This window comes from Candidatus Palauibacter polyketidifaciens, from assembly GCF_947581785.1.
GTDB classification, from domain to species: Bacteria; Gemmatimonadota; Gemmatimonadetes; order Palauibacterales; family Palauibacteraceae; genus Palauibacter; species Palauibacter polyketidifaciens.
Genome location: NZ_CANPVO010000014.1, coordinates 43,779 through 64,070, shown reverse-complemented (window position 1 = coordinate 64,070; position 20,292 = coordinate 43,779). Strand labels below are relative to the sequence as shown.

Sequence of the window (20,292 nt, the reverse complement as noted above, 5' to 3'; positions counted from 1 at the left end):
TGCGGCAGAGTGCCGCGGAAGGCGTAGCGGCCAAGATAGTGGCCGCCCGACCGGGCGGAGGCAACGTCCCCGCTGAGGGTTCAGGAGACGTACAGCGGTGACGGCTCCACCGGAATGGCGTCCTCCAGCCGCGCGAGAAGTTCGCCCGGCATCCCGGGCGGGGCGCCGGCGCGGCTCCAGAGCTCGGACAGCTCCGCCACGGAAAGGAGCCCCACGAGTTCCCTCATCTCGGGGATCGACGTGGGCGCGAGACTGAAATCCCGGTAGCCGAGGGCGAGCAGGAGGGCGAGCCCCACCGGTTCCGCGGCAAGGTCTCCGCACACGCCGATATCGAGGCCGAGGGCGCTGGCCGTGTTGAAGATCCGCTCGTAGCTGCGGATGAGCGCCGGATGCATTGGGTTCGAGAGATGCTGGAGTCTGGCGTTGCCGCGGTCCACCGCCAGGGAATACTGCGTCAGGTCGTTCGTGCCGAGGCTGATGAAGTCCAGGTGCCGTCCCACGAGATCGAGCGTGTCCGCAAGCGCGGGCGTTTCCACCATCACGCCGAAGGAGGCGGGCTCGGTCTGACCCAGCTCGCGGCCGACTTCGGCGACGATCTCCTTCGTGCGCAGGATCTCGGTCTCACAGATCACGAACGGGACCAGGATCCGCATGCGGGCCTCCGGTCCACCGGCCCGGATCGCGGCGCGCAGCTGGTTGCGGAAGAGCTGGGGCCTGTCCAGGCAGACGCGAATCGCGCGCCAGCCCAGATAGGGGTTTTCCTCCGGAGGGAGGTCGAGAAAAAGCGGGAACTTGTCGCCGCCGATATCGAACGTCCGGAGCGTCACGGGCTGGTTCGGGAAGCCGTCCACAACCTCTCGGTAGGCTTCGTACTGCTCCTCTTCGCTTGGAATCACCCTCCGCCCGATGACGAGGAATTCGGACCGGAAGAGTCCGACCCCCTCGGCACCCACGCGCCGGGCCGCCGGCACATCGTGCGGTTGATCGATGTTGGCGCGAAGGTGAACGCGGACGCCGTCCGCCGTCAGCAGAGGCGCGGGTTCGCGGGTGAGGTCGGCGGCGGGACGACCGGAAAGGCGGCGGACCATCTGCAGGTGTGCCGCCGTCTCGGCCTCCGTCGGCTCGAGCAGGACGCGACCGTTGCCTCCGTCGAGGAGAACGGTGGTACCGTCTTCGATCTTCGCGAGGTCCGCGCCGAGTCCGACGACCGCCGGAATCCCGAGCGAGCGGACGACCAGCGTGCTGTGCGAGGTGCGGGACCCGGATCCGCTCGCCACGCCGAGGACGAGTTCCGGATCGAGGCGCACGGCGAAGCTGGGCGTGAGGTCGTCGATGGCGATCAGCCCCGGTTCCTCCGGAAGGGCAAGGGGATCTTCGTTACGCCCGGTGAGCCGCGCGAGCACGCGGGACCGGATGTCCCGCAGATCGGCCAGGCGATCAACGACCATGAAGTGCCCCGCATCGACGATCGCCGTCCGAAGCTCGGTCAGGCGCCAGTCGAGGGCGCGCTCCGCGGAAAGGAAGTTCTCGCGGATATAGCGGATCGTGCCTGCGACGAGGTCGGGGTCCGAGAGGATGAGGATCTGCGGGTCGAAGATGTTCGCTTCCACCTCGCCCAGCGAGCGAGCCGCCTCTTCACGCGTGTCCCGGACGCGGTCGGCAGCCCAGGCCCGCGCCTCCTCGAAGCGCGCGACCTCGCGCTCGACGGCGTCGGACGGGATCGTCTTGTGCTCGGGTCGCCACTCATGACGCTCGAGTCGCCGAGCCACGCCGAGAGCCCGCCCCGGCGCCGCCCCGATCCCGTGAATGACCTCGCTCACGCAAGCCCGTCCATGCCCGCGTCCGGATCGAGTTCCTCGCTGAACCCGGACAGGACGAGTTCGGTGAGGGAGTCGACGGCGTTTTCCGCGTCGGATCCCGTGGCCTGGATACGGATGGAGGCGCCGGCCTCGGCCGCGAGCATCATCACGCCCATGATGCTCTTCCCGTTCACCTCCAGCTCATCCTTCTCGACCCGCACCTCGGCCCGGAACCGGCTCGCCAGCTTAACGAACTCAGCGGCCGGGCGGGCGTGCAGCCCCAGCCGGTTCTGAATACGTACCGCTGCTTCGTGTCGTACCGTCACAGAAGTCCTCCGCCCCGGTCGAGCGAACGATCGGCGTCGAGCCGTGCGTCGCGGAAGGCTGTACCGCCTGTCCGGACGCTCACAGGAGCCACACCGCGCACGCGGCAAGCAGGCTCGCCATGGCGACCGCCGAGATGTGTCGGGGGACAAGGTAACCCATCAACGCCGCGATGACTGCACCGCCGTCCCTCCAGAGGGCGTCGCCGGTTCCCGGAAGCCGGCCCACGAGCAGCGCGGCGAGGACCCCTATGAGCACCTGGTTTGCCCGCACGAGCGCGCTCTCGATCCGGCGCAGAGGGGCGCGCTTCAACACGGAGGCCACGGACCGGCCCGACCTCCAGCCGCAGCGCAGCCCCCAGACGCGGAGGGTGACGTGGCCGGCATTGTACAGGAGAAGGAAAGAGCCGGCAGCGAACAGCGGGTCGAGTCCAAGCAAGAACCCGATGCCCGCGGCGGACGCGCAGAAGGGCCGCCATCCGGCCCACGCGACCCCGTCGCCCAGCGCTCCCAGCGGCGCGCGGAGCGCGGAACGGAAGCGCAACAGGGTGTCGGGGTCCTCTCCATCGAATTCGAGGCGCGCGAGGGCCCCGATCGCCACGGGGGCCAAGTACGGATGCGCATTGAAAGCTCGCGAGTGGCGCTGGACGGCCCGCCGGAACGCGGCGGGGTCGCCCTCGTGAATGCGCGCGAGCAGCGGGGCGAGCGCATGCGCCATCCCGGGCCCCGTCATCGTACGGTCGTTCCATGAGCCCTGGATGGAGAAACTGCGCGAAATGGCACGCGCGAAGTCCCTCTTGCGCGGCATCATGCGAACACTCGGACGAGCAGGGTTCCGAGGACGCATCCCGCGGCCAGCGCCGGCCAGTGGCGGTCTCGCGCGCCGAGCCCGCGCGCCGCGACGCCCGCGCCGGCGGCGAGGCCAATTCCCGCGACAACGGGCCACCACGCAGCGCCCGCCGCGCCGGGCGGCTGCGTCGACAGCAAACGAACGAACAGCACGGAGGGCACGAATAGCGCAGCGACGAGGAGTCCGGCGCGCAGAGCGTCCAGGGCGATCGCCAGCCTGTGGCGTCGCGCGAGGGCGGCCGCCCCCCCGCGGAAGCCCTCGGGTCGCGAGACGAGGCTCGGCGTCACGCGTCGCAGGAGGGTCACCGAGTGGGCGCCGGTCCACCCGATCGCCCAGCCGACCACGACCGCGGCGACGATGCCGATCGGGGCGCCATCCCCGGCGGCCGCGTAGGCGGCTCCGGCCGTGAAGGCCGCGGGTCCGGTCTCCGGGTGCCGCGCACCGCCGAAGGGGGGATGCCGTGACAGGACGAGTTCCAGCCAGACTCCGACCAGGCACCCCGCGGCGGGTGCCCCGAAGAGCAGTCCTCCCAGCGTACCCGCCACGATGGGGCGGGACCACATGGCCTGAGGCCAGGACACCCCGTCGAGACCGATCGCCGCACCGAGCAGGCAAGCCAGCGCCCAGTCGCCGGCGGAAAGCTCGACGCCCGTCATCGGAGCCTCCGCGCGTCGAGACGAACCTCCCGCTGGGTGGGGAGGCTCCGTGCGCTCACGGAAGCGCGCTCACCGATCACCCGCAGGTCCTCGATCTCCTCCGGAGAGAGATGGACGTAGTCCAGGATCTTCTTCCGCCCCTCCGCGGCGTACACGCCTCCGACGTTCACGGTCCGCCCATCGAGGCAGCCGGGCTCGGCCAGCGCCCGCATCGTCCGCGTATCCCGCGTGAGGAGCGCCCCGCGCTCCGCCCGGCGGCCGAGTTCCCCGAAGCGCCGGATCGCCTCGTCCACCCCCAGGAATTCCGCGCTCTCCTCGTCGGCGAGCGCGCTGGCCCAGAGCTCCTGCTCCCACTCGCTGGAAGCGAGAGCGTCATCGACGACGATGTAGAAGTCGAGGTCCAGCGGACGCCCCCACCCCACGAGTACCTGGCCGTGTATCAGACGCTCATCGATCCGCAGGAGTTCGAGCGGCATGGTCCCGCTCAGTCGGTCCCGGCCGGCGGAGACGGGTGCGCGCGCTGCCCGGCCTGCCCCTTCCGGACCAGACGGGGGACGAGCGTCGCCATCGGCATTTCGCGATGAAAGACGAAGTCGAGCAGCATCGGGAGGTTGACGCCTGCGACCCACGCGCAGCCTCGGCTCTCCCGCACGTGCTGAAGGCCGGCGAGACCGCAGCTGCCGCCCGCGAGATCCACGAAGAGGATCGTCTCCGCCCCCGCCGCCGCCTCTCCGATGATCTCGGCGAGTTCTTCGGGTCCCCGGCCTTCGTTGCTCACGGCACGCAGGGCCCCCCGGACGCCGCTGATGGTTTCGACGGCGGACACGAGGGCCTGCGCGAGCTCCGCGTGCGCCACGACGACGCCGCGGACCCGGTCATTCGTCATCGGACTCCAGGTAGTCGCGCACCGGCCGCATGCGCTCGATGAGGTCGCGCTCGAAAGCCGCCGCCGGATCTTCTCCGGAATAGCGCAGGAGGTGGTTCATGGCCACGACTTCGGCGATGACGGTGATGTTCTTTCCCGGGTTCAGGGGGATGCGGACCTTCGGCAGCTTCGCGCCCAGGATCTCGCATTCCTCCACCTCGAGACCCGTCCGGTCGTAATCGTCGCGGTCTCCCCATACCTCGAGTTCGACGACAACTTCGATTCGCTTCTGCTGGCGCACGGCCCGGATCCCGAACATGGCGCGCACATCGATGATCCCCACGCCCCGGATCTCCATGTGGTGGCGCTGGTTTTCATGCGCGCGCCCGAGGAGGATGTCGCTCTGGCGGCGGTGTACGAGGATGAGATCGTCGGCGACGAGACGGTGGCCCCGCTCCACCAGATCGAGCACGCACTCGCTCTTGCCGATGCCGGACGGACCCATGAAAAGGAGGCCGATCCCGTACACATCCGCGAGAGATCCGTGGAGCGAGGTCCGCGGCGCGAACTCTTCCTCGAGATAGGGCTGCAGCCGCCGGTAGAAGTCTCCCGTCTTGAGAGGCGTTTCGAGCACTGCGACGCCGGCCGCCTCCGCCGCGGAGACGAGTTCCGCCGGCGCTGCCTGATTCTTGGTGATGATCGCGCAGGGAACACCGGATTCGAACACGAACGTGAGGGCGGCGGCGCGTTCCGAAGCGCGGAGGCTCTCGAGGTAGGCGATCTCCGTTTCGCCGAAGATGAGCACCCGCTGGGAGACGAAGCGCTCCCTGTAGCCGGCCAGCGCGAGTCCCGGCGACGAGACTTCCGGCACTTCGATGCCGCGCTCCAGGCCGGACTCGCCGGCGACGACCGTGAGCGAAAACGCCTCCCGCTTGCGCCGAAGCAGCGACGCGACCGTGAGGGTCATCCGGGCTCTCCGTCCGCCTCGAAGGGGCTCCCGAACAGTTCATCCATCGGCGGCGCGGAGTGTTCGTTGTACCGGTCATGGTTGCGTCGGAGCTGGTTTCCCAACTTGTCCGCGAGCCGGTCGAGCGCCGTGCGGGGGTCGGGACCCGCAGCCTCTCCATGCACGGGACGGGCGCGGTCGACGCTGACCACGGCCGCCGCGCGTACCTGGGTCTTCTCTCCGGTGAATACGACCTCGGCCTTCGAGGCGCGCGGCTCGAAGCGAGTCAGACTCGTGAAGCGAGTCTCGATGATCTCGCGAATGTCGGAAACATCGGTGTTACGCGCGGTGACGATGGTTCTCATCGGTCCTCGTCAGGGTTGAAGTGACTTGTAAAGGTGCGCTTCCGTCTCATCCGCTGCACGCGACCACGAGAACCGGGCAGCGTGGGCCAACGCGCCTGTTCCGAGGCGTTCGCGCACCGATGGCTTCTCCAGAACTTCGCGGATCGAGGCAGCCCACGCTGCGGCGTCCCCGTGCGGGGCGAGGATTCCCGACTCTCCCGCCGCCACCGACTCGCGCAGCCCGGGGGAATCGCTCGCGATCACCGGCGTGCCGCACGCGGCCGCCTCCACGTTCGTCATCCCCCACCCCTCCTTCGGGGAGGGATACACCACAGCCCAGGCCCGACGCAGCCAGGCGACCTTCTCCGCCTCGGAGATGTACCCCGGAAAGCGTACCCGGTGCGCGAGCCCGGCTCGGCGCACGAGTCTTCGGAGGCGACGCTCGTCGCTGCCGCGGCCCGCAATGACGAGCCTCGCGTCCGGCAGCCGGTCGCTCAGCTGTGACAGCGCCTCGAACAGGACATCGAGGCCTTTGTAACGCTTGAGGCGACCCACGTAGAGCAGTGTCGGGGTCTCCGCGCGCTCCGTCGCGGCGCCCGGCTGGTAGGTGTCGTGATCGATCCCGGGCGGGATCACCGTGATATCCCGGGCGAGGAGGCCTCGCTTCGTGAGGTCGAGCGCCGTGCTCTCCGAGATCGCCTGGAAGGAGCAGTCCCGATAGACGCGGGGGATCGCCCGTTCCGCCGCCCAGACCGCCGTCGCGAGAGGGATGGACGCCTCCGCGTAGGCCGTGGCCCCGAACAGGTGCGGCACGAGTGCGACGACGGGGACGCCGGCCCACCGCGGGGAATAAAGCGGGACCTTGTTGATGTCCTCGACGAGCACGTCCGGGGTGAAGCCGTGCACGATCCCCCGCGCCGCGCTCCGGGCGCGCCATGCGTAGCTGTACCGGTCTCCGACCCGCTGGAAGTCGATCCCATCGAGCGTCGCGGACGGGGCCGCGCCCGGCCAGCCGCTCACGACGGCTCGCACCTCGTGTCCGCGGGCGGCGAGCCGGCCGAAGATCTCGTGGAGATGCACCTCGGCACCGCCGGCCTCGGGGTTTTCGCGGTCCTGCCAGTTGAGGAGGAGGATCCGAAGGGGACGCACCACGGGACCGGTCAGAGCCCTGCCTCGCGGGCCTTCAGCACCGCGTCGAGCACGCCGTTGAGGAAACGCGGACTGCCGGGACTGCCATACCGGCGCGCCAGCTTCAGGGCTTCATGAATCGTGACTTTCGGCGGAACGTCTTCGAACCAGAGCAGTTCCGCGATCGCGATTCTCAGAATGTTGCGGTCGATGGCGTGCAGGCGCTCGATCCGCCAGTTCGAGGCGTGATGGGCGATCGTCGCGTCGATCTCGGCGAGATGGCCGCCCACGGTTTCGAGCAGGCGCCGGACATGAGGGCGGTAGCGTCCGGACATGCGGCGGTGGACGAGGCTCTGTGCCGCGTGTTCGAGCGGCGTGCCCTGTCCGCCCACTTCCCACGCATACAGGAGGTTCAACGCCCAGCTCCGGGCGCGCGAGTGGACGTGCGTCCGGGCGGTCGGCGTCACGAGCCCGGCTGTCCGTGAGGATCGGCCATGCCGAGCGCGGCGCGGGCCGCCTCCGAGCCGGCGTTTCCGAGTTCGCCGCCGGCCCGCGCGAGCGCCTGCTCCAGCGTGTCGGGCGTGAGCACGCCGAGACCGACCGGCACGCCCGAGTCGAGCTGGACCCTCGCGAGGCCGTCGATCGCCGCGCGGCTCACGTGGTCGAAGTGCGCGGTTTCCCCGCGGATCACGCAGCCCAGCGCGACGATGGCGGCGTAGCCGCGCGCGGCGGCTCGTCGCGCGGCGAGCGGCAGTTCCCAGGCGCCGGGGACATACACGATATCGAGATCCTCTTCGGCCACGCCGCATTCGAGGGTCGTCCGCGCGGCACCCGCGAGGAGACGCTCGGTGACCCGGGAGTTGAACCGGCTGACGAGGATGCAGACCGTCCGGCCATCCCCCGAAGCCGCGCCCTCGTACGTCGTCGCGCACCCCCGTTCGAAGCCTTCGGGCCCATCGCCTCGTGGAGTATCCGACCTGCTTCTCACGCGGATCCGGTCAGGTGTCCCAGCTTCTCGCGCTTCGTGCGGAGATAGCGGACCAGCCGATCGTCGACCCCGCCGAGCTCGAGGGGCACGCGGTCGCGAATCACGAGGCCGAAGCCCTCCAGCCCCGCGAGTTTCTTCGGGTTGTTCGTCATGATCCTGATCGAGTGCAACCCGAGATCCACGAGAATCTGGGCCCCGATGCCGTAGTTCCGCAGGTCGGGCGGAAAACCCAGCGCCTCGTTCGCTTCGACCGTGTCGTGGCCCTCGTCCTGAAGTTCGTAGGCGCGGAGTTTGTTCAGGAGTCCGATCCCCCGCCCTTCCTGGTCCAGGTAGACGATGACCCCGGCGTCGGCCTCCACGACCATCCGCATCGCGGCCTCGAGCTGGCTGCCGCAGTCGCAGCGGTGGGAGTGGAACACATCGCCCGTCAGGCAGCGCGAATGCACGCGGACGAGGACATCCTCCGCGCCCGCCACGTCGCCGCGCACGAGCGCGACGTGTTCGCGCCCATCCACCTCGTTCGCGTACCCGACGATGCGGAAATCGCCCCACGGCGTGGGGAGCTCCGCTTCGGCAACGCGCCGCACGAGACTCTCCGTGCGCAACCGGTAGGAGACGAGGGCGGCCACCGTGATGAAGGGGAGGTCGTGCTCCGCCGCGAACTTCTCGAGTTCCGGGCGGCGCGCCATCGTCCCATCCTCGTTCAGGATCTCGCAGATCACGCCCGCCGGAGTGAGCCCGGCCAACCGGGCGAGATCGACCGAAGCCTCCGTCTGGCCCACCCGCTGCAGCACGCCGCCGGGCCGGGAGCGGAGGGGAAAGATGTGGCCCGGGCGCACGAGGTCCGTCGGCCGGGTCTGGGGATCCACCGCGACCCGGATGGTTCGGGCGCGATCCTGTGCCGAGATCCCGGTCGACACGCCGAAGTCCGGGCGGGCGTCGATCGACACGGTGAACGCCGTCTTGTGGGGGTCCGACAACCGGTCGTCCGTCATGAGCGGGAGATCGAGGCGATCGGCCATCTCATCGGGCATCGTGAGGCATATGAGCCCCCGGGCGTGCCTGGCCATGAAGTTGATCGCTTCGGGCGTCGCAAGTGCGGCGGCGCAGACGAGATCCCCCTCGTTCTCGCGGTCCTCGTCGTCTGCGATGATCACGAGTCCGCCGCTGCGGATACGCTCGATCGCCGCTTCCACCGTATCGGCGGGCATGCCCGCCAGCCGAAGTCTGTTGTCGGTTTTCATTCGAACGGGAGCCGACTCAGGAGTCCACCGGGGCCACGTGCGGTCGGAGGGCACGAGCTACGTGCTTGCCGATCAGGTCCGCCTCGAGGTTGACTCTCGCACCCGAAGCGAGGCGCCCCAGCGTGGTATGGGTCCATGTATAGGGAATGATGGCGAAACGCGCGATGGTCCCGGTCAGGCGGTTGACGGTGAGACTCACGCCATCGACGGCGAAGGAACCCTGCGACACGGTCACCCTCTCGAGGCCATCGGGGAGTTCGATCTCGAGCAGGCCCGACTCGCCTTCCCACCTCGCCGCCGCCACGGTCCCCACCCCATCGATGTGTCCCTGTACCATGTGACCGCCCAGCGGATCCCCGGCGCACAGCGCCGGCTCGAGGTTCACCGGATCCCCGACCCGCCAGCTCCCGATCGTGGTCCGCTCCAGCGTAGCCTCGACGACGTCGACCTCGAACGTCTCCTCCCGGAGCGCGACGATGGTCGTGCACACGCCCGCGAGCGACACCGAATCCCCGGCGCGGAGCCGCTCGAGAAACGGGACGCGGGCGATCGTCAGCCGGAGCGCGGCCTCCCGGCGTTCCCGGCCCGCGACCTCGCCGACCGCCCGTATGATTCCAGTGAACACGAGTCCGGCCGCTCAGAGGTTGTCCAGGGTTTCCTGGAGTTGTCGGTGCTCGAACACGATCTGCGTATCCTGCCCCAGCGAGTCCCGCTGCATGGGCAGCCAGTCCCCCTGCGTCGACGGCTCGAGGCCGGGAAACGCCGGCACGCCGTCGCGCCCGTAGAACATGGGAGCAATGAAGGCGTGGATCCGCTGTATGTGTCCCCCGCGAAGCAACGACGCGGCGACCTGACCCCCGCCTTCGACGAGCACGGAGAGCACGCCGCGAATGGCCAGTTCGTTCCAGACGGCGCTCAGATCCAGTCTGTGGTCCTCGCTCCGGGGCACTCCGATGACTTCCACGCCGGCTTCGCGGAGCGGATCCGCGCGCTCCTGGAAGCCGTCCGAGTCCGGATCCGCAAAGGCCCATACGGGTGCCTGGGCGGCCGTGCGCACGAGCTGACTCGACGGGCGGAGTCTGAGCGTGGTGTCCAGGACGGCCCGTACCGGCGGCACCCTCGGCAGGACCTCGCCGCGGGCGGTGAGCAACGGGTCATCGATCGCGATCGTGTTGGAGCCGATCAGGATCGCATCGTGACAGGAACGGAGACGGTGCACCTCGTCCAGCGCCCGGATGCCGGTCACCGGCGTGCGAACGCTTTCCGCCCCGAGCTTCGCATCGAGCGACAGCGCGAGTTTGAGCGAAGCGAAGGGCACCCACTGCCGGTGAAACCAGAGGAAGGCCGCGTTCAGCCGTTTTGCGGCGTTTGCCTCGATCCCGATCTCGACGTCCAGTCCGGCCTGCCGCAGCTCCTCCGCCCCGTGACGCGCCTCCGGATTGGGGTCCCGGCAGGCGATCACGACGCGGCGCACGCCGGAGCGGATGATCGCCGTGGTGCACGGGGGTGTCAGCCCGGTGTGGCGGCACGGCTCGAGCGTGACGTACAGCGTGGCGCCCGCCGCGCGCGACCCGGCCTCCCGCAGCGCCATGACTTCCGCATGGTCGCCGCCGTATTCCGCGTGCCATCCCGTGCCGAACACCTGGTTCCCGCGGGCCACAACGGCGCCCACGAGCGGGTTGGGCGACACCCGGCCCTGTCCTCGCGGCGCCACGGCCAGCGCCTCGCGCATGTGGCGGAGGTCCTCGGTGCGGCTCGGCGGCGCCCCGGCGATGGGGTCGAATCCCCGCGCCGTCACGAAGTCACCAGGTGCACCCTGCCGCTGCCCGCGACGAGTTCACCGCACAGGAAGGCCTCACACCCGGAGTCGCGAACCTGCTCGAGCACGCCGCCGGCCTCCGCATCCCGTACGACCGCAACCATCCCCACGCCCATGTTGAAGGTGGAGAAGAGCTCCGCCTCGTCCGCCCCGCTTTCGCGCGCGATCACGTCGAACTCGTGCGGGCGCACCCAACTGTCGGAGCGCACCACCGCATCGAGGTCCGGGCCGATGACCCGGTCCACGTTCCCCGGGATCCCGCCCCCCGTGATGTGGGCGAGCGCCCGCACGCGGCCTGCCTGGAGGCTGGGCTCGAGGATCGACAGGTAACTGCGGTGGGGACGCAGGAGGACGTCCGAGACGGAGTCCCCGGTCCCCGGGAAGGCGTCGTGGGCCCCGAGTCCCAGGCGGTCGAAGAAGAGGGCCCGCACGAAGCTGTAGCCGTTCGTATGCACGCCGCTCGATGCGAGTCCGATGAGAAGGTCCCCCGGCTCCAGATCTCTGCGGGTTACCTCCGGGTATGCGATCTCGCCCACCACGAATCCCGCGAGGTCGTATTCTCCCGGCGCATAGAAATCCGGCATCTCCGCGGTCTCTCCCCCGAGCAGCGCGCATTCGTTCGCGCGACAGGCGGCGGCGAGTCCCGAGACGACGCTCGTCACGGTGTCCGGATCCAGCACGCCGCAGGCGACGTAGTCCATGAAGATGAGAGGCCGCGCGCCTTCGACGAGGATGTCGTTGACGCAGTGGTTCACGAGATCGGCGCCCACCGTGTCGTGGCGATCCGCCATGAAGGCAATCTTCAGCTTCGTCCCCACGCCGTCGGCGCTCGCGACGAGTTCCCGGCCGGGCGTCGCCCGAAACCGGCCTCCGAACGAGCCGAAGTCCGAACTCACGGCCTCCGTCCGGGTCCCCCGGACGAGCCGGGAGAGCCGGGCTTTCGTCGCGCGGGCCGCCTCGAGGTTCACGCCCGCGTCCCGGTACGTCAATCCGTCGTTCATGTTCTCTTCATGCTTCCACCCGCGGGGTTGGCAGGCCGCGGCAAAAACCCCGCTGCGTTCGAGCGGTGCTGCATCTCGCCTGAAACGCTGCGCTCTGCGTCGCTCCTCGGTCACATAGCTCTGCCATGCTCCCTCGTCGCTCCTTGTCAGGCGAGCGCTTCACCGCTCTCGGCGCTAACGCAGGGTCTTGCCACGGTCTGCTGGCACATCGAATCTGGTGAGCGTCCCGAAGCTTCGCACCCGGTCCTCCACTTCGGCCATCGTGAGCGTCACCATACGGCGCGCGCCGAAGGCCTCGCACGCGAAGGAACCGAGCGCACAACCGTACACGACGGCGCGCCTCAACGCGGGTCCCGCAATCGAACCGCAGCGCGCCAGATACCCGATCAAACCGCCCGCGAACGCATCGCCGGCTCCGGTGGGGTCCACCACGTCGTCGAGCGGGAAGCCGGGGGTGATGAAGAAACCGTCGCTCGTGAGGAGCACGGCTCCGTGCTCCCCCTTCTTGATCACGACGTGGCGCGGGCCCCGGCTCTGAATCCAGCGCGCGGCCCGGGCCAGGTTGTGCTCCCCCGAAAGCTGTTTCGCCTCTTCATCGTTCAGGGTGATCAGGTCAATCCTTGCGATGACGTCGGCGAGACGCTCCGGCGTCCCGTCGATCCAGTAGTTCATCGTGTCGCACGCCGCGAGCACGGGCGACTCGATCTGATCCAGCACCTCGAGCTGAAGTGCGGGGTCGATGGCGCCCAGAAAGGCCCAGGGCGCACTCCGGAAGGCGTCGGGAATCGTCGGATGGAAGTCCGCGAAAACCCCCAGCTCGGTGAAGGTCGTGTCCCTCGTATTCATGTCCCGGTGATAGAGGCCGCCCCACCGGAAGCTGCGGCCGGATCGCTGCTCGAGCCCCGACAGATCCACGCTCCTGCGCCGGAGGAAGTCGAGTTCGCCCGTCGGATAGTCGTCGCCGATGACCCCGACGAGCTGGACCGGCGCGAACAGCGAGGCCGCGGCGCTGAAGTTGACCGCCGTCCCGCCGACCACGTCCTCCTGGTGTCCGGCGGGGGTCGAAATCTCATCCAGCGCGACGCTGCCCACGACGAGGATCGACCCCGCTCCGGTCCCGCCGGCGCCGTTTCCGGTGGCGCGGACGTTCACTTCGCCTCCCGGGTCATGGTTTCGGGGGCGGAGAGGCCGAGCGCCCGCAGCCCGTTGCGCAGTGTGAGCTGAACCGCGCGCGCGAGCCGGATTCTCGCCGCCCGCTCCGGCACGTCCGCCAGGATTCTCTGCGCCGGATCCAGGTTCCCCTGGTGATACCAGGCGTTCACGAGCCCCGCCGTCTCCTCCAGGTACGCACAGACCAGGTGCGGGGCGCGGCTCGTTGCGGCCGCCGCGATGACCTCGGGAAGCCTCAGGACGGAGAGGGCGACTTCACGCTCGGCCGGGGTGCCGAAGCCGTCTGGAACCTCGACGAAGGCCGGAACGTCGTCGGCGACGACCTCCGCCCTGCGGAACACGCTGCACATGCGCGCATGCGCGTACTGCACCTTGTAGACCGGATTCGCATCCGACGTATCCAGAGCGAGGTCGAGATCGAAGTTGAGATGGACCTCCGCGCGGCGCATGAGGAAAAAATACCGCGCCACGTCCGGACCCGTCTCCTCCACGAGTTCGCCCAGCGTCACGAAGCGTCCGGCCCGCTTGCTCATCCGGACTTCCCTGCCGTCGCGCAGGACGGTGACGAGCTGGATGATCAGGACCTCGAGCAGGTCCGGGCACGACAGGCCGCACAGGGCCGCCAGCATGCGCTTCTCGTGGCCCTGATGATCCGCACCCCAGACGTCGATCGCGATGTCGAAGCCGCGCCGCGCCTTGTCGAGGTGATAGGCGAGATCCGGCAGGAAATAGGTGAACGAGCCGTCGCTCTTGATGAGGACCCGGTCCTTCTCGTCGCCGTAACCGGAGGTCCGAAGCCAGGTCGCCCCCTGCGAGCGATAGATGAGGCCGCCGTCCTCCAGCGCCTCCAGGAGGTGGTCTATCGCTCCGGACTCGTAGAGCGAGCGCTCGGAGTAAAACAGATCCATGTCAACGCCGAAGCGCGACAGGTCCGCCGCCTGTTCCTCGCGGAGCAGTCGCACCGCTTCGCGCCGAAAGTGCGCCTGGCGCGCTTCCGGCGGGAGCGAGGCGAGAAACCCCGGGCCGGCGGCGTCTCGAATCGTCAGCGCGACATCGCGCACGTACTCGCCGTGATACCCGCCTTCGGGAACCGTCGCCGGCCGCCCGGCCGTTTCCTCGTAGCGTGCCTCGACGGATTCGCCGAGGAGTTCGATCTGCCGTCCCGCGTCGTTCACGTAGAACTCGCGCGTCACGTCGTGTCCGGCCCACTCCAGCAGCGACGCGACCGCGTCCCCGAGCGCCGCGCCACGACCATGGGCCACATGCAGCGGCCCCGTCGGGTTGGCGGAAACGAACTCCACGTTGACGCGGAGCGCGGGTGAAGCCTGTGTCCGTCCCCAGTCACGGCCCGCCTCGATGACCTCCGTCAGTCGGGGCCAGATGGATTGATCGGAGAGCCGGAAGTTCAGGAATCCCGGGCCCGCGACTTCCACCGCCGCGATGCCGGCGGCCGCGGGATCGATCAGTTCGCAGACGCGCGCCGCGAGTGCCCGGGGAGGCTGGCCCAGTCTCTTCGCGAGCACGAGCGCCGCGTTGGACGCCCAGTCTCCGTGCGTCGGATCCCGCGGCCGTTCCAACCCCGGGGAGAAGCCCTCCGGAGCCCCCGCGGCCGAAAGGGCGGATTCGAGCGCCTCGGAGAGCCGAGTCAGCCCGGCGTCGCGCGTCACGAGTCGGACCCGCCGTCCGGCGACCCGGAGGAGGCGCCATCGGACGTGGACGAGGCGCTTTCCGGCGACCCGGAGGAGGCATCGCCCGAGGCCTTGGCGGCCGCGGACTTCCCGCCGTCCTCCGGCGCCTGCCGATAGTCGGTGGCGTAGAAACCCGGCCCCTTGAAGACGATCCCGCCTCCCGACGAGATGAGCCGCTCCACCTGCTCTTCCCCACACAACGGACAGAGGCGGATCGCCGGGTCCGACATGCGCTGGAACCGCTCGAATTCGTGTCGACAACTGCGACATCTGTATTCGTACGTTGGCACTCGTGCCCCTGGATCCATCCGTGGAACGTCGACGTGCCCGCGGCGTTACGCCGCGGACCGCTAGCCGGGCCGGTATTCTCCCCACACCTCGCGCAGCGCGTGGCTGATCTCGCCCAGAGTCACGCGGCGCCTGGCGGCGTCGATCAGAACGGGCAGGAGGTTAGCATCTCCGGCCGCCGCTCGCCGGATCCCCGCCAGCGCCGCTTCCACGTCCGCGTCGCTCCTCTCCGCCCTGAGCCGCGTGAGCCGCAGGCGTTGTTCATCCGCCAGTCGAGCAAAATCCGGCGCCTTCGGCATTTCGACCGGTTCGGCATCCGCGTGCAGGTTCACGCCGACCACCTCGAGTTCGCCGCTCTCGATCGCCTCCTGATGGCGGCGGGCGGCGAGGTGGATCTCCTCCCTCATGTAGTCGATCGCCTGCACGGGGCCGCCCAGTTCCTCGACGCGAGCGAGATACTCCCGGGCCCGCGCCTCGATGTCGTCCGTGAGCGACTCCACGAAGTAGGAGCCCCCCAGGGGGTCGACGGTGTCTCCGACACCGGTTTCGGCCGCCAGGACCTGCTGCGTGCGGAGCGCGAGGCGGGCCGCGTCCGCTCCGGGAAGCGAGAGCGCTTCGTCGTAGCTGTTCGTGTGCAGCGACTGCGTCCCCCCCAGAACCGCGGAGAGCGCCTGAACGGCGACGCGCACGACGTTGTTCAACGGCTGTTGGGCCGTCAACGCCGCCCCCGACGTCTGGGTGTGGAACTTCAGTCGACAGCTCTCTTCCGCGGCTCCGAAGCGGTCCCGCATGAGCCGGGCCCACATGCGGCGGGCGGCGCGGAACTTTGCAACCTCTTCGAAGAACAGCCGGTCGGCCGAGAAGAAGAAGCTGAGCCCGGGAGCGAAGTCGTCGATCTCCAACCCACGCTCGATGGCGCGGCTCACGTACTCGAGACCGTTGGCGATCGTGAAGGCCAGCTCCTGGGCCGCCGTCGCGCCGGCCTCGCGAATGTGGTACCCACTGATGGAGATCGAGCGCCAGCGCGGCATCTTACGGGAGCAGAAGTCGAATACGTCCGTCACGAACCGGAGGCTGGGCTCCACCGGATAGATGTACGTCCCCCGCGCGATGAACTCCTTCAGCACGTCGTTCTGGAGCGTGCCCCGGAGGACGGCCGGATCGATACCCCGTTCCCGGGCCACGCCTGCGTACATCGCGAGGAGCACGGGCGCCGTGGCGTTGATCGTCATCGCCGTCGAGACGCGTTCGAGCGGGATCTCCTCGAACAGCCGGTGCATGTCTTCGATCGAGTCGATCGCCACGCCGACCCGTCCGACTTCTCCCCGCACCCTGGCATCGTCGGAGTCGTAGCCCATCTGAGTCGGAAGGTCGAAGGCAACGGAGAGACCGGTCTGTCCGGATTCCAGCAGATAGCGGAAGCGCGCGTTCGTCGCCGCGGCCGTGCCGAAGCCGGCGTACTGGCGCATCGTCCATAGCCGCCCGCGGTACATCGTGGGGTACACGCCGCGCGTGTAGGGGAACTCGCCGGGCAAGGCCCGATCCGGGTTCGCATCGCCCGCCTCGTAGACCGGATCGATTTCGGTCCCGCTCGTGGTGGAGAAGACCGGGCGCCGTGCGTTCACCGGGTCTCCGCCTCGAGCGTCACGAGAACCTGGTCGCGATCCACGACATCGCCGGCGCGGACCTCGATTTCGGCCACCGTTCCCGGTCCACGGGCGCGCAATTCGTTCTCCATCTTCATGGCTTCGATCACGACCAGTCCATCGCCGGCGCTCACGCGCTGCCCGGCTTCCGCGAGGACCCGCGTGATCAGCCCCGGCATCGGCGCGCGCAACTCCTGCGGTCCCCGCCCCCCCGCGCCCTGATCGGCCAGTGCGCGGAGCGCCCGGGTACGTTCGTCCTCCACCGTGACGTCGAAGGTCCGGCCGCGCACGGTCAGCCGCCACCCGGCGGGCGTCCGGCGCGCGAACACGCGGTGGTTCGCGCCATCCAGGGTGAGCTGGATTTCACCATCCGCCAGCCACGCGAACTCCGCTGCCCGCTCCGAACCGTTCAGGCGCAGCCCGGAGACCAGCCGTTCGACCTCGAAGCCCGCGCCATCCACCTCGACATGGTACTTCATGACGGCTTCACCACTCCCGATCCGCGCGCATCCACGCCGACAACCCGTTCGCTCCGTCGCGGGAGCGCCGCGCACCGCCGGCAACCACCCGCGGCCGATCCTCATCCGCGAGGAGCACCGCGGCCGCCATGGCCACGTCGCGCAGCCCGGGGTCCGCGGCCCCTCCGAGTCCGGGGTGCTCCTCCACGTACCGGATGGAGAGATCGTTCGCCCGGTAGTCGGCTTCGTCCATCACCGCGAGGTGCCAGGGGACCGTCGTCTCGACGCCGCCGATGACGAGCCCCTCGAGCGCGGACCGCATGCGCCGGATCGCAGCGTCCCGATCCGAGGCGTGGACGACCAGCTTGCCGAGCAGCGAGTCGTAGTGCGGACCGACGTCCGACCCGTTCCGGATCCCGCCATCCCAGCGTACGCCGGGCCCCGTCGGCACTTCGAGGCGGTCGATTCGACCCATGGATGGGAGGAATCCGGCGGCCGGATCCTCCGCGTTGATCCGGCACTCGATCGCGTGCCCGCGGGCGGTGGGCGGCTCGCCGCCGCCGAGCAACGGGAGCCCCCGTGCGACGCGCAGTTGCTGACGGACGAGGTCCACGCCGGTGACGAGTTCCGTCACGGGATGCTCGACCTGAATCCGGGTGTTCATTTCGAGGAAGAAGAACTCGCCCTCTTCGACCAGAAACTCGACCGTGCCCGCGCCGCGGTAGCCGACCGCCTCCGCCGCCCGCACGGCGACCTCCGCCATTCGGCGCCGGAGCGCATCATCGATCGCCGTGGAGGGCGCTTCTTCGATCAGCTTCTGGTGTCGCCGCTGGATCGAGCACTCCCGCTCGCCGAAGTCCACGGTTCGCTCTTCGTCGGCGAGCACCTGGATCTCGATGTGCCGGGGGGAACCGAGGAAGCGCTCCGCGAACACGCGTCCGTCGCCGAAGGCGCTCTGCGCCGCCCGCGTCGCGCGCCCGAACGCTCCGGCCATCTGCTCCTCGTCGGAGACGACCTGCATGCCCTTGCCGCCGCCGCCGGCCGCCGCCTTCAGGAGGACGGGGAACCCGATCCGCTCAGCTTCGAGGATGGCGTCGCGCGCGGAATCGAGCGGGGCGCTGCCCGGTATCACGGGCACCCCGGCTCCCTCCATCCGGGCCCGGGCCCGCGTCTTGTCGCCCATGATTTCGATCGCGTCGGCGGGAGGTCCGATGTGCACGAGACCCCTCGCTTCGACGGCGCGAGCGAAACCGGCGTTCTCGGCCAGAAAGCCGTACCCCGGATGGACCGCCCCCGCCCCCGTCTCCTCCGCGGCCGCGAGGAGCCTGTCGATCGACAGGTAGCTCTCCGCGGCGGCGGCCCCCCCGATCCGGACCGCCTCGCCCGCGAGAAGCACGTGGGGGGCCCGGCGATCCACATCGGAGTAGACCGCGACCGTCCCGAGGCCTTCCTCGTGGCACGCACGGATGATCCGAACCGCGATCTCGCCGCGGTTCGCGATCAGAACTTTGTCGAACATCCGGCCTCGGAGGGGTTCACAACGGGATATTGCCGTGCTTCCTGGGCGGGTTGCGATCGCGCTTCTCGGCCATGGCTTCGAGCCCCGAAACGAGACGCCCGCGCGTCTCGCGGGGGTCGATCACATCGTCGATGAACCCGCGTTCGGCGGCGAGATAGGGGTTGGCGAACTTCGCCCGATATTCCGCTTCGAGTTCGGCCGTGCGCGCCACGGGGTCCTCGGCCGCGGCAATCTCGCGCCGGAAGAGGACCTCCACCGCGCCCTTCGCGCCCATCACCGCGATCTCCGCGCTCGGCCAGGCGAGGTTGAGGTCGCCCCGGATATGCTTGGACGACATGACGTCGTACGCGCCGCCGTAGGCCTTGCGCGTGATGACGGTGAGCTTCGGCACCGTCGCCTCGCAGTACGCGAAGAGGAGCTTCGCGCCGTTTCGTATGATGCCCTCGTGCTCCTCCCTCAGTCCCGGGAGAAAGCCGGGCACATCCTCGAAGGTCACCAGCGGAACGTTGAACGCATCACAGAAGCGGACGAACCGCGCGGCCTTGATGCTCGCATCGCTGTCCAGGACGCCGGCGAGGACCGCGGGCTGGTTGCCGATGATGCCCACGGCGTTCCCCCCGAGTCGGGCGAAGCCCGTGATGATGTTGCGGGCGTACTCGGCGTGAACCTCCATCAGGCTGTCGGCGTCGACGACGCGACGGATGATGTCCAACATGTCGTACGGGAGCTTCGGGTCGTCGGGCACGATCTCGAGAAGCGCCGCGTCGGCCCGGTCCGCCGGGTCCGTCGTCTCCCGCCACGGGGGCGTCTCCTGGTTGTTCGAAGGCAGATAGGACAGGAGGCGGCGCACGGCCCCGAGCGCCTCGACCTCGGTCGCCGACCGGAAGTGTGCCACGCCGGACCGGCTCGCGTGCACGGCGGCGCCGCCGAGTTCGTCGAACGTCACGTCCTCGTGCGTCACCGTCTTCACGACGCCGGGGCCCGTGATGAACATGTGGCTCACTCCGTCCACCATGAACACGAAGTCCGTGATGGCGGGGCTGTAGACCGCGCCTCCGGAACATGGCCCCAGAATCGCGCTCAGTTGCGGGATCACGCCCGACGCCAGCGTGTTTCGGAGGAAGATGTCCGCGTAGCCGCCGAGCGAGGCGACCCCTTCCTGAATCCGTGCGCCACCCGAGTCGTTGATGCCGATGAAGGGGGTCCCGTTCCGCGTCGCGAGATCCAGGACCTTCACGATCTTGCCGGCGTGCGCTTCCGAGAGCGAGCCTCCGAAGACCGTAAAATCCTGGCTGAACACATAGACGGTCCGTCCGTCGATGCGGCCGTAGCCGGTGATGACGCCGTCGCCGGGGATGCGCCGATCTTCAAGCCCGAAGTCCGTGCAGCGGTGCTCGACGAAGCGGTCGAACTCCACGAAGCTCCCCTCGTCGAGGAGGATCTCGAGGCGCTCCCTGGCGCCCAGCTTGCCGCGCGCGTGCTGGCGGGCGAGCCGATCCGGGTCCCCGCGCGCGGCCCGCTCGGATCGGGCCTCGAGTTCGGCCACCTTCTCGCGCATGC

The 20,292-nt window shown here is 69.3% G+C and carries 22 protein-coding genes; all 22 read right to left on the bottom strand.

Features of this window, described 5'->3' with window-relative positions:
- Positions 1-80: 80 nt before the first annotated feature.
- Complete coding sequence (gene ptsP, locus RN729_RS03305; RefSeq protein ID WP_310782257.1) at positions 81-1,820, bottom strand: phosphoenolpyruvate--protein phosphotransferase; 1,740 nt, start codon at positions 1,818-1,820, stop codon at positions 81-83.
- Positions 1,817-2,125, bottom strand: a complete 309-nt coding sequence (locus tag RN729_RS03300; protein ID WP_310782256.1) for an HPr family phosphocarrier protein — start codon at positions 2,123-2,125, stop codon at positions 1,817-1,819. The genes ptsP and RN729_RS03300 overlap by 4 nt, the downstream gene beginning before the upstream one ends.
- 79 nt (positions 2,126-2,204) lie before the next feature.
- A complete protein-coding gene (locus RN729_RS03295; protein ID WP_310782255.1) occupies positions 2,205-2,933 on the bottom strand; it encodes a PTS system mannose/fructose/sorbose family transporter subunit IID in 729 nt (242 codons plus the stop codon).
- The gene (locus RN729_RS03290) at positions 2,930-3,628 is read right to left on the bottom strand and encodes a PTS sugar transporter subunit IIC (RefSeq protein ID WP_310782254.1); all 699 of its coding nucleotides are present in this window, start codon (positions 3,626-3,628) and stop codon (positions 2,930-2,932) included. Before RN729_RS03290 ends, RN729_RS03295 begins: the two co-directional genes overlap by 4 nt.
- Positions 3,625-4,104, bottom strand: coding sequence for a PTS sugar transporter subunit IIB (locus RN729_RS03285; RefSeq protein ID WP_310782253.1), 480 nt, complete (start codon positions 4,102-4,104; stop codon positions 3,625-3,627). Before RN729_RS03285 ends, RN729_RS03290 begins: the two co-directional genes overlap by 4 nt.
- Before the next feature lie 8 nt (positions 4,105-4,112).
- A complete protein-coding gene (locus RN729_RS03280) occupies positions 4,113-4,514 on the bottom strand; it encodes a hypothetical protein (protein WP_310782252.1) in 402 nt (133 codons plus the stop codon).
- Entirely contained in the window at positions 4,504-5,460 is a 957-nt protein-coding gene (gene hprK, locus RN729_RS03275; protein WP_310782251.1) for an HPr(Ser) kinase/phosphatase, read from the bottom strand. Before hprK ends, RN729_RS03280 begins: the two co-directional genes overlap by 11 nt.
- Complete coding sequence (locus RN729_RS03270; protein WP_310782250.1) at positions 5,457-5,804, bottom strand: HPF/RaiA family ribosome-associated protein; 348 nt, start codon at positions 5,802-5,804, stop codon at positions 5,457-5,459. The genes hprK and RN729_RS03270 overlap by 4 nt, the downstream gene beginning before the upstream one ends.
- A gap of 9 nt (positions 5,805-5,813) precedes the next feature.
- A complete protein-coding gene (locus RN729_RS03265) occupies positions 5,814-6,935 on the bottom strand; it encodes a glycosyltransferase family 4 protein (RefSeq protein ID WP_310782249.1) in 1,122 nt (373 codons plus the stop codon).
- Positions 6,936-6,943: 8 nt separating this feature from the next.
- A complete protein-coding gene (nusB, locus tag RN729_RS03260; RefSeq protein ID WP_310782248.1) occupies positions 6,944-7,378 on the bottom strand; it encodes a transcription antitermination factor NusB in 435 nt (144 codons plus the stop codon).
- The gene (gene ribH, locus RN729_RS03255; protein WP_343218891.1) at positions 7,375-7,791 is read right to left on the bottom strand and encodes a 6,7-dimethyl-8-ribityllumazine synthase; all 417 of its coding nucleotides are present in this window, start codon (positions 7,789-7,791) and stop codon (positions 7,375-7,377) included. The genes nusB and ribH overlap by 4 nt, the downstream gene beginning before the upstream one ends.
- A gap of 104 nt (positions 7,792-7,895) precedes the next feature.
- The gene (locus RN729_RS03250; protein ID WP_310782246.1) at positions 7,896-9,143 is read right to left on the bottom strand and encodes a bifunctional 3,4-dihydroxy-2-butanone-4-phosphate synthase/GTP cyclohydrolase II; all 1,248 of its coding nucleotides are present in this window, start codon (positions 9,141-9,143) and stop codon (positions 7,896-7,898) included.
- 16 nt (positions 9,144-9,159) lie between these two features.
- A complete protein-coding gene (locus tag RN729_RS03245) occupies positions 9,160-9,768 on the bottom strand; it encodes a riboflavin synthase (RefSeq protein ID WP_310782245.1) in 609 nt (202 codons plus the stop codon).
- Positions 9,769-9,780: 12 nt separating this feature from the next.
- Complete coding sequence (ribD, locus tag RN729_RS03240) at positions 9,781-10,941, bottom strand: bifunctional diaminohydroxyphosphoribosylaminopyrimidine deaminase/5-amino-6-(5-phosphoribosylamino)uracil reductase RibD (protein ID WP_310782244.1); 1,161 nt, start codon at positions 10,939-10,941, stop codon at positions 9,781-9,783.
- Positions 10,938-11,963 (bottom strand): phosphoribosylformylglycinamidine cyclo-ligase, encoded by a 1,026-nt coding sequence (gene purM, locus RN729_RS03235; protein ID WP_310782243.1) that lies wholly within the window; start codon positions 11,961-11,963, stop codon positions 10,938-10,940. Before purM ends, ribD begins: the two co-directional genes overlap by 4 nt.
- A 174-nt stretch (positions 11,964-12,137) precedes the next feature.
- Positions 12,138-13,115 carry a PfkB family carbohydrate kinase gene (locus RN729_RS03230; RefSeq protein WP_310782242.1) on the bottom strand — a complete coding sequence of 326 codons (978 nt, stop codon included), beginning with the start codon at positions 13,113-13,115 and terminating at the stop codon, positions 12,138-12,140.
- Complete coding sequence (argS, locus tag RN729_RS03225; RefSeq protein ID WP_310782241.1) at positions 13,112-14,800, bottom strand: arginine--tRNA ligase; 1,689 nt, start codon at positions 14,798-14,800, stop codon at positions 13,112-13,114. Before argS ends, RN729_RS03230 begins: the two co-directional genes overlap by 4 nt.
- The gene (locus RN729_RS03220; RefSeq protein WP_310782240.1) at positions 14,797-15,129 is read right to left on the bottom strand and encodes a zinc ribbon domain-containing protein; all 333 of its coding nucleotides are present in this window, start codon (positions 15,127-15,129) and stop codon (positions 14,797-14,799) included. The genes argS and RN729_RS03220 overlap by 4 nt, the downstream gene beginning before the upstream one ends.
- Before the next feature lie 42 nt (positions 15,130-15,171).
- Positions 15,172-16,734 (bottom strand): methylmalonyl-CoA mutase family protein, encoded by a 1,563-nt coding sequence (locus tag RN729_RS03215; RefSeq protein ID WP_310782239.1) that lies wholly within the window; start codon positions 16,732-16,734, stop codon positions 15,172-15,174.
- A complete protein-coding gene (locus RN729_RS03210; RefSeq protein ID WP_310782238.1) occupies positions 16,731-17,234 on the bottom strand; it encodes a biotin/lipoyl-containing protein in 504 nt (167 codons plus the stop codon). The genes RN729_RS03215 and RN729_RS03210 overlap by 4 nt, the downstream gene beginning before the upstream one ends.
- A 7-nt stretch (positions 17,235-17,241) precedes the next feature.
- Positions 17,242-18,732 carry an acetyl-CoA carboxylase biotin carboxylase subunit gene (locus RN729_RS03205; protein WP_310782237.1) on the bottom strand — a complete coding sequence of 497 codons (1,491 nt, stop codon included), beginning with the start codon at positions 18,730-18,732 and terminating at the stop codon, positions 17,242-17,244.
- 16 nt (positions 18,733-18,748) lie between these two features.
- Positions 18,749-20,290, bottom strand: coding sequence for an acyl-CoA carboxylase subunit beta (locus RN729_RS03200; protein WP_310782236.1), 1,542 nt, complete (start codon positions 20,288-20,290; stop codon positions 18,749-18,751).
- Positions 20,291-20,292: the final 2 nt, after the last annotated feature.

Coding starts and splice junctions, on each gene's coding strand:
- RN729_RS03200 (WP_310782236.1), bottom strand. CDS start 20,290: ATGCGCGAGAAGGTGGCCGAACTCGAGGCCCGATCCGAGCGGGCCGCG.
- RN729_RS03210 (WP_310782238.1), bottom strand. CDS start 17,234: ATGAAGTACCATGTCGAGGTGGATGGCGCGGGCTTCGAGGTCGAACGG.
- RN729_RS03205 (WP_310782237.1), bottom strand. CDS start 18,732: ATGTTCGACAAAGTTCTGATCGCGAACCGCGGCGAGATCGCGGTTCGG.
- purM (WP_310782243.1), bottom strand. CDS start 11,963: ATGAACGACGGATTGACGTACCGGGACGCGGGCGTGAACCTCGAGGCG.
- RN729_RS03290 (WP_310782254.1), bottom strand. CDS start 3,628: ATGACGGGCGTCGAGCTTTCCGCCGGCGACTGGGCGCTGGCTTGCCTG.
- RN729_RS03280 (WP_310782252.1), bottom strand. CDS start 4,514: ATGACGAATGACCGGGTCCGCGGCGTCGTCGTGGCGCACGCGGAGCTC.
- RN729_RS03295 (WP_310782255.1), bottom strand. CDS start 2,933: ATGATGCCGCGCAAGAGGGACTTCGCGCGTGCCATTTCGCGCAGTTTC.
- RN729_RS03270 (WP_310782250.1), bottom strand. CDS start 5,804: ATGAGAACCATCGTCACCGCGCGTAACACCGATGTTTCCGACATTCGC.
- hprK (WP_310782251.1), bottom strand. CDS start 5,460: ATGACCCTCACGGTCGCGTCGCTGCTTCGGCGCAAGCGGGAGGCGTTT.
- RN729_RS03220 (WP_310782240.1), bottom strand. CDS start 15,129: ATGGATCCAGGGGCACGAGTGCCAACGTACGAATACAGATGTCGCAGT.
- RN729_RS03250 (WP_310782246.1), bottom strand. CDS start 9,143: ATGAAAACCGACAACAGACTTCGGCTGGCGGGCATGCCCGCCGATACG.
- RN729_RS03285 (WP_310782253.1), bottom strand. CDS start 4,104: ATGCCGCTCGAACTCCTGCGGATCGATGAGCGTCTGATACACGGCCAG.